We start from the raw sequence: 11,456 nt of genomic DNA, 5'->3' as shown, positions 1-11,456 counted from the left end.
CGTGACTCCCGCCATCGACGCCCGTGTCCGCCTCGACACCCACCCCACCCACCCGAGCGCCGTGCAGGCCCACCTCACCGGCAGCCAGGCCCACGTCGCTCTCACGGCTCTGGAGGCTGCCGACTGGAGCACCGCTGCCACCAACGTCCTGGTCCTCGCCCGCATCGATCACGAGGAGTCTCAATGACTGAGTCAAGCCACCTGCATGGTCTATCGAAGAGCGCCGAGGCCGATGTCTTGCCTGTGCAGCTACCGCCGCCTCGCCGTGCAAAGGCTGGTTCCGCAGTGATTTCGCCGCCGAAGATCGACGATGATGGAGCCCCTCGCACCAGACGACGACAAGGGGTGGGTGACGTGGCCAGCCTGATCAGGCGCCAGGAGTATCCGGTGAATGTGGACTACAACGGATGGGCCTTGCAGGACTTCGACGACACGCAGGTTCCTGTGCTGTTCCCTGAGGGTTTCGAGGGCGACACGTTCCTCACTGCTCATCCTGGGCGTCTTGATTTCTACAGTGCCGGGCACACCCACACCGCGTCCCTGACGGTGGAGATCTGGGACCGGGAGCCGGCGGTGCCGGCCGGAGATTGGGACGAGACGGCCCTGGCCGGCATCGTTTGTTCTTCGGGCAAGTTGCGCGCCAGGGGCATGGCGGCAGGACCGATGCCGGAGGCGATCGAGTTGTCGGACGGGCCGGGCGTCTGGACGGTGCGAGTGGTGTGTACCGGCCGTGAGGCGGCATTTGCGCAGACTCAGCACGGTGTGGTCCACGGGGTCGAGCGCTACATCGCACAGTTCTGGCCGGACGCCTAGATTGCTGAGGGGCGGCTCGCATCTCCCGAGCCGCCCCCGCACCTGGCCAAGGGCGCCTACGAAGTGATCTCGACCATGAAGCCGTCGTCCGGTCCGTCTATGACTCTGTTCTTGTCGTAGAACTGCGCGAGCAGGATTCCTGCGTCCCTGTTGTGCTCCTTCTTCACGGGCAGGACACTGAAGTTGCCCGGCTCAGCGAGCGGGTCGTAGTCCGAGTGGCCCGATCCCTCATACGTAGATGCCATCGGGTACTCATCGCATTCCCGCGCGTATCCGGCTGACGTCGCGTAGTCCTTGCCGAAGTACTTCCCGCAGTTGTAGGTAGAGCGGTTACGGTTCAGCTCCCGGCGTTTATTGTCCCAGTACAGGCGCGTCAGCGCGGGATCGGGGCTTTTACCTGGAACATCCTTCTTCGCCATGGGGGGCTGCGTCATCCCCGGCTTGGTGAACGCCTTCTGGATGTGCAGGGCCACCTCCCGCTCCGGAGCACCGGCCGCCGTGCTGTACCTCAGCGGCGTGAGCACGGCCCACGAGGCGGCCCCCGCCGCTGCGTTAGGCAAGTATGGAGCCTTGTCCCAACGGGGCGGCAGCATGAACAAGTCGCCACCCGTGATCGGCAGCGATGACCAAGCAGGCGGTGCCTTGAGGCTGATGTTCGGCACGTACACCGCGGCGATAAGATCGGTCTTAGCGCTGTCGTACCCCTGGCCGGCGGCGACGGTCAACGTGTGCTTGTACGTGTCCGCACCCAGCAACTGACTCCACGTCCGGGTGAAGGGCATCTTAACGCCGCCCTGCGTGTACGCCGCCGTGGACGGCCAGAGATGGGTGATGCTGCCCTTCGTCGTGATGCCCATCGCGGCAGCGCCGTTCTCCTTCGCCGCGGTGAAGTCGGTGAAGTAGTACGTGACCGTGATGGTCCTGCTGTTCTTCGGAATGGTGCCGATGGCAAGAACATCGAAGTGACTGGTGCCGACCGGCTGCCCGTTGCGCAGCCAGACCTGTTCGAACTGTTTACCGGAGCACAGCGCGTAACGGGACTTGATATAGAACGTCTTCGTCGCCAGTCCCGCAACGCACTCCTGAGTCGTCATCGTGTGCGGTGGCTCAGGAAGGCTGACTGCCGTCGGCGCTCGGGAGGCAAGCGGCTTACGCCCCGGAGGCTGGTAGCGTGCCGAAGCCTCCGTGGCGAGCGGAGCGAAGGTCTTGGCCTGGCCGAGCGTCTCACGAGGCAGAACGGCCTGCGTGGTGTCCTCGCTGGAAAGGCCACGTAACTTGCTCGGCTGCTGTTGAAGTTCGGCGAGGTCGAGCGGCTCGGAGTTCACCGGCCGCATGTAAGACTCCATGCTCAGCGAGTCAGACCCGTCAGCCTGGGCACTACTCAAGGGCATGAGCAGTGATGCCACCAGCCCGGGCACCAGTACGGCAGCCGCGCGTATTCGAGCCCGCGCGAGCACACGTCTTATCGTCATCCAAACCCCTGTTCTCAGGTACACGCCAAACGACTTGACCCCAACAGGGCTACCGGACACAGGGAGTCCACAACATCCACGTGATCCCCTCTGGCTTGATCAGGATTGAACCTGACTCAAATATGCGTTCGAGTAGTTGTCTTCCCGGACCCTCATTGCCTGGTCGGCGCGAGAGGTTCGAAGGCTCGGTTGTCACGCAGGAGGGCCCACAGGACACTGGCGGCCGGCGGGCGAGTGCGATAACGGCCTGCACGTGCTTGCAGCCCTCACCGCGCTTCTTGAGGTAGAAGTCCCGGTTCGGGCCTTCGCGGATGATGCTGGTCTGTGCCGACAGGTAAAAGACCCTCCGTAGACGTCGGCTACAGCGCTTGGGCCTGTGCAGGTTGCCGGTGCGACGACCCGAGTCCCTCGGCACTGGCACCAGCCCCGCCGCGGAGGCCAGATGGCCAGCGTCCGGGTAAGTCGACAGGTCACCGGCGGCTACGACGAACTCTGCACCGAGGATCGGGCCCATACCGGGCAACGATTCGATGATTTCGGCCTGGGGATGGGTGCGAAATGTCTCGCGGATCTGGCGGTCGACGCGCTTGAGTCGGTCATCCAGGCTCAGAACCTGGGCAGCCAAATCGGCGACGATCTGCGCGGCGACGTCCTCACCCGGCAGTGAGGTGTACTGAGCCTGAGAAGCCTCCAGCGCGGTGGCGGCGACTACATTGGCGCTGCGGACGCCGCGGTTAGCATGCCATGACGTCAGCCTCGTCAGCCCGCGGCGACGGATGGATGGCGGAGTCTGATATCCGGTCAGCAGGACAAGGGCGCCCTTGTGGGCCGAGTAGTCGAAGGCACGTTCCAGTGCGGGAAAGACACCGCTGAGCACGTCACGCAACCGATTAATCATACGGACACGGTCGGCAACCAGGCCCGACCCGGTGTGCGGTGAGCAGCGCCAGGTCGGCTGCCAGCCGGGCAGGCACCTCGATGGGCGCGAAGTCGCGGCGGTGGCGGGCAGTTTCGGCGATGATGTTAGGCGTCGCGCGCATCGGTCTTGGCTTCACCACGGTAGGCGCCAGCCATGCGGCTGACGGTACGACCGGGCACGTAGACAGCCTGCTGGCCGTGGACGGCGAGTAGGGCCAGCAGCAGAGCAGATGCTGTTCCGGAGATGTCCACCGCCCAGTGGACCTCATTCGCCAGGTCGAGTATCTCGCCGAGCGCGGTCAGGATCGCCGTCTCATCGTTATCGATCTTCTTCGACCAGAGTGTCCCGCCGGTCTCGTCAACCACCGCCGCCCAGTGATGGACCTTGCCCGCGTCGATCCCACACCAGGCTTGACCGTACCGCTGACTCACTCGTCCTCCTCGTGCCACACAGCTGTGCCGTCGGCCCGAGGAACGCCCCGCTGTCCGCTCCGTAAACAGCGACCGCACAAGGCGCGCACATCTCAATCAGCAGCCAGGGCGCCCCGGAGAGCCGGACGGCCACTCCTCGCTAGCCACCACTGGCAGGCCCTACTCAGCCACATCCAGCCCTCCCGGGCCGCACAACAACTTACGGAGCCCTACTGGGCCGAGAAGGCCGCCAAGGCCCTGACCGCAGACGGCTTCATCACCGAGATCACTCCCCGGCTCCGCGAAGCGATCGAGGAGGAGTGGACTTGGGCCAACTACCCGATGCCCTGGTGCACCCGGGCGGAGATCCGGGAGGTCTCCAACGAAGCCCAGAAGATTTACGACGACATCCGCCACGGCCGGCTCATCATCCACGCCCACGCCGACGACAGCGGCACCACCGTCGCCGTCGGCACTTACCGCGACAACGGCAAGAGCGTCTACCTCCACGGCGAGAACCACCTGCGGCAGATCGCCGACACCTTCGATTCACCCGCCCAGGCTCTCACCGCCTTCGAACGCCTCCACGGCGACACCATGTGCCCCGGCCTTGCGCCCGTGACCGACACCGAGCGCGCCGTCGCCCAAGCCTGCACCTCGCTCGATATACCCGCCACAGAAGCCGAACCAGCCGCCCCGGAACCGGAGATCGTGCCCGCCTACGCCGCCGATGCCGGCGATCACGACGGCCTCCTCGACCAGTTCCTCGCCGCACACAGCGACTGGGAGAAATGGCGCACCATCCCTATTGAATCGGCATGTTGAAGCCGATCTGACAAGGTGGCGCGATGAGCAAGTGGCGTGTCTTCTGGGTTCCCAAGCCGGCACCGATCGCCCCACCGCGGGCCCGTTTTCCGGCGGGGTGGACTGACCTGGCGGAGCGCGAAGCGTCAACCGGCATCCGGCCCGGTGACCCCATTCTGCTGGCGCCGGACTACCGCATCGACGAACTCCTCAGCCTGTACACGCGCAGTAGCCCCTTCCGGGGATACACGAAAGAGACGAAACGGAACTACATCACGGACCTCTGTCTGTTCCTCAACTTTCTGTGTCAGCGTGGAAAGGTCTGGACCCAGGCGGTCGAGTCGGATGTCGACGACTTCCAGTTCTGGCGCCAGACGTCGCTCGAGAACCCGGTGCGGGTGGGCGGGAACAAGTGGAATCGTGAACTGGCCGCGTTGATGAACCTGTACACGTGGGCGATGAAGCCGGGGAACGAGTTTCTACCGCGCAACCCGGTGCCGGTGCATCGCGTGGTCGGCCGGCATGGGCAGATCGTCGAGGTGCCGGATGGGAGGGCGAAGACGCCCGGGGCAGCAATGTCCACTGGCTGACACCTCGGACGTTCCGGCTCTGGGTGGACGTCGGGCTGCGCGGATATGGCGCTGACGGTCTTCCCTCGCCGGGATGGGTGGGCCGCCTGGAGGACCGCAACATTGCGTTCGTGCGCTTGCTGACCTCGTCGGGGATGCGGCGGCTGGAGGGTGCCTCGCTGTTGACGTTCGAGGTGCCGTCACTGCGTCTGGAGGGGGGCCGTTACTACACGGGGCGCCTCGCGGCGGCGGTCACGCGTTCCAAGAAGGCCCGTACCTACTACGTCGAGGCTCAGGTGGTGGGCGAAATCGAGAACTACGTCGACTCCTCGCGTGCCGAGGCCATCCGCTCGGCGCAGGCCCGGGGCCGGTACGACGGCGTGCCGGGGATGCGGCTGGTCACCCGGGTGAGCCGGGGACCGAAGCCGACGGTGTACTGGTGCGACCGCCAGGGCGTCACGGGCCGCGTCGCGCTGACGCAGGCGACCGCGGACGAACGGATGACGTGGTACACCGAAGGCCCTGAGGGGCCGGAGCCGTTGTGGTTGTGGTTGTGGCTGAACGAGATGGGTCTGCCGTTCCAGCCGCATTCGTGGAACAACGTTTTCGCGGGGGCGAACCGGCGATGCCGGACGGTGCTGGATCCGGAGCCGGAGCGTCGGCTGGACCCGCATCGCAGTCTGGCTCCGTATGCGACGCCGCATTCCTGCCGGCACAGCTTCGCCCTCTACATGCTGGTAGTCCTGCACCACTTGATGGATCAGAGGTTCGGTCTGAGCCCGGAGGAGCGGCGGGACTACCGGCTGCTGTACGGGGATCCGTGGCGGATGGTGCAAGACCTGTTGGGTCATGCGTTCCTTGAGACGACCCGCGAGCGGTATCTGGCCCCGGTCGCCGATCTTCAGCTGCGGTCGCTGCTGACCACCGCATCCCCGTTCCGCGAAGGGGAGCGGCCAGCGCGGGAGATGGATGAAGTGTTCGCGCGTCTGGCGCGGGAGGCCGAGGGCATCCAAGACATCGACGCGAAGCTGCAGGTCACCCCGCGGACGACGGGGTGAACCGGCGCGGGCGTACGGCGCCTTTGCCGACAACGCCGGTGCGCAGGCCACCGGTTCTGACGGGCGACGGCCTCGTCGTCGAGCACCGCGATCGATCGGGAGCCGTTGCCGTCTACGACTTCCATACTCTGCCGGTCGAGGATGCCTTGCGCCGGTCGCTGGCCCGCCTGTTCGCCGCGCGGTGCGTGCCCAGCCGGTGGACCTCGCACCACAGCAGCAGGTACTTCTGGCTGCCCTTGCAGGCGTTCACCGCGTACCTGGCCACGCTGGACGCACCGGTTGCCGACCTCGACCAGCTGACCGCGGGGGTGTGGCAGCAGTGGAGGCTCAGCCGACAGAACACCCGGTTCGGCTACCGCCAGATCACCACCGTGCGGGGGCTGCTGCTGGACGATCCGCGGCTGTCCGCGGCGACACGGGAAGCGCTCGCCCGCCGCGTGCTGCAGCCCACGGTCAAGGAAGTGTCCTTCCAGGGTGCCGAGTTCGACGCGATCGTCACCACGGCGCGGCGAATGTTTCGTGCCGCGCATCTGCGGATCACGGACAACGCCCGCCACCTGGCCCAATGGCAGTCGGGAACATTCCCTCGCGACAGCGAGGCATGGCTGCTGGGTGAGGCGCTGGACTGTCTGGCCCGGACCGGTGAGGCGCCCCACGACACCCGGGTGCGTCGCTAGCGTGGCCGGGTGCTCGCCCGCTATGCACGGGTGGTGGGCGGGGAGCGGCCCGAGCACACGTGGCAGCGGCTGTTCTTGTCCCGGATGGAGACGGTCGCGCTGGGGGTGCTGCTGATGGCCGAGCACGGCTGGAACCTTTCGGTGATCAACCGGTTGAAGGTGCCGCAAGCGGCCCCGGACGCCAGCAGCGACGGCCCGCGGATCTACCGGGTCGAGCTGGAGAAGCACAAGAGGGGCGCGGGCCGGTACTTCGAGACCCGCAACCTGACCGACGACGGGGCCACCTCCCCCGGGCGGCTCATCACGAAGGCGCTGGAGGCCACCGTGTTCGCCCGCGCGGCCGTGCATACGCTGAGCCCCGGTACGGACCGCTTCTTGATCTGGCGCTCCGCCAGGGCTCCGCTGGAGGACCCGCACGACGAGAGCGGCAAGAATCCGGGCATCGGGGTGTTCGGGTTCGGCATCTCCGGCAGTACCGCCAAGGAGTGGGCGACCCAACAGGGCTTCTCCTCTTCGCCGTTCCGCAGGGGGCGGCGGACGGTGAACACGCTGCATCGGCGCGCGCCCGGACAGAACAGTCAGGCCACGCACGACCGCGTCTACGCGCTGACTGATCCCCAGGTCCGCCAGAGAGCGGTCCCTGTCATCGCCGAGGCAGCCGAAGCCGTCGTGACCCAAGCCCACGCAACCGTGCTCGCCGCCGAACTGCGCGAGGGAGCCGATCCGGGCGACCAGCCGACCGCCACCGCCGACTGCCATGACTACGACAACAGCCCCTATCCCAGGCCCGGCGGCGGCTGCGGGGCCTCGTTCCTGATGTGCCTGGCCTGCCCCAACGCTCGGATCCACCCCGCTCACCACAGCCGTCTGGCCTACCTGCATCACGCACTCGGCAACCTGCGCACCGCCCTGGACCCGGGCCAGTGGCACCGCCAGTGGGAGGACGGACACGCCCGCCTGGAACACCTCAAGGGCCAGCTCGGCACCGCGGTGTGGACCCGTGCCCTGGCCGACGTGACCGACACCGACCGCGCACTCATCGCCCTGCTGCTCAACGGAGACCTCGACCTGTGACGGCCACCCCAGCCCCTGTCCGTGTCCCTCCCGGACCCGACACGCCCGTCATCCCCGCCCACCGGATCGCCGGCGGCTACACCGGGCCCATCGCGCGCTACGCGGCGGCGCCGGCCTGGCCGCTGATCCCCATGAACGCCAACCCGGGCGTCACGCACAGCACCATCCACTGGCCGACGTTCCCCGACCCGTTCCGTGAGGAGATGCGGCTGGCCGCCTGGACCTTGCTCAACGGTGAACTGCCCGCGGTGTTCCTGCGTGAGCGACATCCCACCTGGCGCTCACGCCAGGCACCCAAGGCGCTCTGCCAGACGATCGGGACCTGGTGTCGGCTCGCCGTGTGGCTCACCGACCGGGGCATCACCACGCTGAGCGACTGCACCACCCAGGTACTGAGTGAGTACGGCCGTCACCTGCGCGACAGCGGGGCGGTCCGCATCACGGTGCACAGCGTGCTGTCGTGGCTGACCCGGCTGTGGGTCTTCGACCAGCTCAGTGGCCGTCCCAGTGGAGTCGGCCGCCCGCCGTGGGAGACCGAGGGGGTGGACGACTACCTGCCGCCGGCGACGCCGGGCGGCGAGAACGCCGCCGAGGCGATCGCCGAGCAGACCATGGGCCCCCTGCTCGTGTGGGCGATCCGCACGGTCGAGGAATTCAGCGACGACATCCTGTCGGCCTGGGCCGAACACAACCGTCTGCATGCGCAGGCTGCCGGCAACAGCGCCACGCCCGCCTCACGAGCCGCGCTTCGGGCCTTCATGGACCGCATCGATGCCGATCAGCTACCGATTCCGACCACACAGTGGCTGGGCAGAACCACGATCGCGGGCGCGTACATCGCCGCGCACTCCGGCGCCTCCCTGAGCCAGGTCTACAGCGCCACTCGTAATCACGGCTGGCGGCAGGCTGCCCTGGATCGGCCCGGCCCCTGCCCGCTCCGTGTCCAGGTCACCGGCAAACTCGGCGGCCTGCCCTGGAGAGAGACCGTCGACTACACCGAAGCAGGCTTCCTGATGCGTCAGTTGGGCACGGCGTGCTTCATCGTCATCGTCTATCTGACCGGGATGCGTCCCGGCGAGGCGGCCGGACTGCGCAGCGGATGCTGCCCCGACCCGGAGCCGAACAGCACGGGGCGGCACTTGATCACGAGCACTGTGTACAAGACCGCCCGCGACGAAGACGGCAACCACCGCTCCGAGGGCGAAGTCCGCGATGCCCCCTGGGTGGCCATCGCCCCCGTCGTGAATGCCATCCGCGTTCTGGAGCGCATGGTTCCGCAAGGACAGCTGCTGTTCGACCACCACGCCCACGACCTGCGCGGCACCCGGGCCGGCACTGGCTCTCTCACCGTGCACACCCTGGGCACCCGGGTGGAGGACTTCATCACCTGGGCCAACCACGAGGCAGCCGCCCGCGGGCTGGCCCACGAGGTGATCCCGCCGGATCCGCATGGCAGGATCGGAACCGAGCGGTTCCGCAGGAGCCTGGCCTGGCACATCGCCCGCCGTCCCGGGGGCCTGGTCGCGCTCGCGATTCAGTACGGTCATCTGCGGACTTTCGTAGCGACCGGATATGCCGCGCGCAGCCGGGACGGCATCCACGACCTCCTCGACGTCGAGACGGCCCGTGCCACCATTGACACCGTCGCCGACCTGAATGCCGCTCTCGAGGACGGCCTCGGCATCTCCGGGCCCGCCGCCCGCCGCGCCATCAAGGCCGCGGCCACCGCGCCCCAGTACACCGGCACCGTCATCACCGCCCGGCAGGCCCGACGGATCCTCGCCAACCCCCGCCTGGCCGTCTACGACAATCCCCACACGCTGCTGATGTGCGTCTACAAACGCGACAAGGCCCTGTGCCACCGCGGTCTCAAGGACACCCCCAGCCTCGACCAGTGCGTCCCCGCCTGCGCGAACATCGCCCGCACCGACCAGCACGCCACCAGCCTCCGCCGCCGCGCCACCACGCTCGCCCAACAGGCAGGCCACGTCCCCGGCCCCCTGGGCGAGCGCCTGCGCGACAACGCCGCCCGGCTGCGCGACCTCGCCGACGCCCACCACCGCACCCACATCAGCCTCCAGGACGGCACCGCATGAGCCCCGCGCCCGACGAACGCGACCGGATCCGCGCGGCCGTGGAGCGCATCCTGCAGGGAACCGCGCAGCGCTCCAACGGCGCGCTGACGATCGTCGCCTTGGCCCAGGAAGCCGGCGTTCCGCGCAACGCGCTCACCCAGCGTCACCCGGACCTCAAGAACGACTTCTACGCCCAGGTCAGGGCACTCGGACAGACGCCGCACTCCGAGATCCGCCTACGCCAGCAGATCGTCAAACTGAAGGAACTCCGCGCCAAGGACGCCACCGAACTGGCCCAGTTGCGGACCGACGTCGAGCACCTCGTCCGCGCCGTCAACCAACTGACCGCGCACAATCGACAGCTGCTCCACACGCTCTCGCAGCCCAACCCCACCGTCCGGGCGCTACCGACCCAGCCGCACCCGGGCCCAACCCAGTGAACCGCTGCCCGATGTCCGATCTAGAGGGACGTTTGCAGTGATCCGCGCCCTTCGCCGTCCCGATCCCGGCGACGAGCTGTCGGCCGGAATTGCTCATGATGCGGCTCGTTCGCCCGTCATACGTCACCGGAGGTCGCGAGGTGCGCCAGCTGCCGCTGCCACGGCGGGTTGGGGCCAGCGACCGAGCAGGTCAGGGCTGCGACGTGGGTGGCGAACCTGCATGCTTCCGCGACGTCGTCGAGCCCGAGACTGACCAGGCGTCCGCCGAGGAGCCCCCGGGCGTCGAGGTGGTGGAGTAGTCCGGCGGTGAAGGAATCTCCGGCGCCGACCGTGTCGAGGACTGGCGCGGCCACGGCGGGCATGCGGATCCGTTCCCCGTCCAGTGAGGCGAGGGCGCCGTCGGCGCCGAGGGTGATCACGACGAGCCGTGCCCCGGCGGCGTGCCAGGTGTCGCACGCCTGCTCGGGCGGGATGCCCGGCAACAGCAGCTGCAGGTCGTCCTCACTGAGCCGCAGGACGTCGGCGAGGCCGCACCAGTGCGTGAGCCGGTCACGGTAGACCTGGGGGTTCACCAGCAGCGGTCGGACGTTGGGGTCGATGCTGATGGTGGCCTGCGGAGCGGCCTTGGCCAGAAATTCCTCGACGACCGCCGCGCCGGGCTCACGGACCAGTGCCAGGGAGCCGGTGTGCACACAGGTTGTCTCGGACAGGTTCACCTTCGCCAGTTCTTCCGCGGTCCACTGCCAGTCGGCCGTGTTCTGTGCGTGAAAGGAGAACGTGGCCTGTCCCGTGGCGTCCGGTTCTGTTATGGCCAGTGTGCTGGGTTCGGCGGCGGCGACGGCGTACGACAGGTCGACGCCGGACGCCTCCAGGTGAGCCCGGAACAGGCGGCCGAACACGTCACCGGACAGCCTGGCGAGGAAGCGGGCCGGAGTGCCGAGGCGGGCCAGGGCGACCGCGGTGTTCGCGGGTCCGCCGCCGGGCAGTACCCGCAGCGCGAGTTCGTTCGCGGCGCCTGCGGGTTCGGTGAAGGCGTCAGCGACGCACTCTCCTAGGACAGTGATGTGACGTGGACTCATGAGCTGCTCGTCTTTCGCAAAGTACGGGGAAGCACCTTCGCGGCACAGAGGAAGCTGATCAGCTGC

11 protein-coding genes and 1 pseudogene are annotated in these 11,456 nt (G+C 67.8%); 9 read left to right on the top strand and 3 right to left on the bottom strand.

Annotation, left to right across the window (positions count from 1 at the left end; genetic code table 11):
• Position 1: 1 nt before the first annotated feature.
• Both ABZ192_RS29415 and ABZ192_RS29410 read left to right on the top strand, forming a co-directional pair.
• Positions 2 to 187 (top strand): hypothetical protein, encoded by a 186-nt coding sequence (locus ABZ192_RS29415; RefSeq protein ID WP_356927508.1) that lies wholly within the window; start codon positions 2 to 4, stop codon positions 185 to 187.
• 167 nt (positions 188 to 354) lie between these two features.
• Positions 355 to 813 (top strand): hypothetical protein, encoded by a 459-nt coding sequence (locus ABZ192_RS29410; RefSeq protein ID WP_356927507.1) that lies wholly within the window; start codon positions 355 to 357, stop codon positions 811 to 813.
• A 56-nt stretch (positions 814 to 869) separates the two neighbouring features.
• Here the strand turns inward: ABZ192_RS29410 and ABZ192_RS29405 are convergent, their stop codons facing one another.
• Complete coding sequence (locus ABZ192_RS29405) at positions 870 to 2,147, bottom strand: hypothetical protein (protein WP_356927506.1); 1,278 nt, start codon at positions 2,145 to 2,147, stop codon at positions 870 to 872.
• A 290-nt stretch (positions 2,148 to 2,437) separates the two neighbouring features.
• A pseudogene (locus ABZ192_RS29400) lies at positions 2,438 to 3,635 on the bottom strand (IS110 family transposase).
• 321 nt (positions 3,636 to 3,956) lie between these two features.
• On the opposite strand from ABZ192_RS29400, the gene ABZ192_RS29395 reads away from it, so the two are divergent.
• Genes ABZ192_RS29395 through ABZ192_RS29365 form a run of 7 tightly spaced genes read left to right on the top strand, consistent with a single transcriptional unit; the run spans position 3,957 to position 10,311 of the window.
• On the top strand, positions 3,957 to 4,439 hold the full coding sequence (locus ABZ192_RS29395) for a hypothetical protein (RefSeq protein ID WP_356927505.1): 483 nt from the start codon (positions 3,957 to 3,959) through the stop codon (positions 4,437 to 4,439).
• Between the two features lie 23 nt (positions 4,440 to 4,462).
• Complete coding sequence (locus ABZ192_RS29390) at positions 4,463 to 5,008, top strand: site-specific integrase (protein ID WP_356927504.1); 546 nt, start codon at positions 4,463 to 4,465, stop codon at positions 5,006 to 5,008.
• A gap of 23 nt (positions 5,009 to 5,031) precedes the next feature.
• Positions 5,032 to 6,045: an integrase gene (locus tag ABZ192_RS29385; RefSeq protein WP_356927503.1), complete on the top strand. Its 1,014-nt coding sequence runs from the start codon at positions 5,032 to 5,034 to the stop codon at positions 6,043 to 6,045.
• On the top strand, positions 6,042 to 6,722 hold the full coding sequence (locus tag ABZ192_RS29380) for a hypothetical protein (RefSeq protein ID WP_356927502.1): 681 nt from the start codon (positions 6,042 to 6,044) through the stop codon (positions 6,720 to 6,722). The genes ABZ192_RS29385 and ABZ192_RS29380 overlap by 4 nt, the downstream gene beginning before the upstream one ends.
• Before the next feature lie 9 nt (positions 6,723 to 6,731).
• Positions 6,732 to 7,796, top strand: a complete 1,065-nt coding sequence (locus ABZ192_RS29375; RefSeq protein ID WP_356927501.1) for a hypothetical protein — start codon at positions 6,732 to 6,734, stop codon at positions 7,794 to 7,796.
• Complete coding sequence (locus ABZ192_RS29370; RefSeq protein ID WP_356927500.1) at positions 7,793 to 9,892, top strand: integrase; 2,100 nt, start codon at positions 7,793 to 7,795, stop codon at positions 9,890 to 9,892. Before ABZ192_RS29375 ends, ABZ192_RS29370 begins: the two co-directional genes overlap by 4 nt.
• The gene (locus ABZ192_RS29365; RefSeq protein WP_356927499.1) at positions 9,889 to 10,311 is read left to right on the top strand and encodes a hypothetical protein; all 423 of its coding nucleotides are present in this window, start codon (positions 9,889 to 9,891) and stop codon (positions 10,309 to 10,311) included. The genes ABZ192_RS29370 and ABZ192_RS29365 overlap by 4 nt, the downstream gene beginning before the upstream one ends.
• 116 nt (positions 10,312 to 10,427) lie before the next feature.
• Here the strand turns inward: ABZ192_RS29365 and ABZ192_RS29360 are convergent, their stop codons facing one another.
• Entirely contained in the window at positions 10,428 to 11,390 is a 963-nt protein-coding gene (locus tag ABZ192_RS29360; RefSeq protein ID WP_356927498.1) for a carbohydrate kinase, read from the bottom strand.
• Positions 11,391 to 11,456 lie beyond the last annotated feature (66 nt).

The sequence above is a fragment of the Streptomyces sp. NPDC006235 genome, assembly GCF_040613735.1.
In the GTDB taxonomy this organism is placed as follows: domain Bacteria; phylum Actinomycetota; class Actinomycetes; order Streptomycetales; family Streptomycetaceae; genus Streptomyces.
The sequence above is the reverse complement of the archived record's forward strand: the minus strand, read 5'-3'. Positions and strand labels throughout refer to the sequence as shown.

Excerpts from the sequence above, each read along its gene's own strand:
- ABZ192_RS29405 (WP_356927506.1), bottom strand. The coding sequence starts at position 2,147 with ATGCGGCCGGTGAACTCCGAGCCGCTCGACCTCGCCGAACTTCAACAG.
- ABZ192_RS29395 (WP_356927505.1), top strand. The coding sequence starts at position 3,957 with ATGCCCTGGTGCACCCGGGCGGAGATCCGGGAGGTCTCCAACGAAGCC.
- ABZ192_RS29390 (WP_356927504.1), top strand. The coding sequence starts at position 4,463 with ATGAGCAAGTGGCGTGTCTTCTGGGTTCCCAAGCCGGCACCGATCGCC.
- ABZ192_RS29365 (WP_356927499.1), top strand. The coding sequence starts at position 9,889 with ATGAGCCCCGCGCCCGACGAACGCGACCGGATCCGCGCGGCCGTGGAG.
- ABZ192_RS29360 (WP_356927498.1), bottom strand. The coding sequence starts at position 11,390 with ATGAGTCCACGTCACATCACTGTCCTAGGAGAGTGCGTCGCTGACGCC.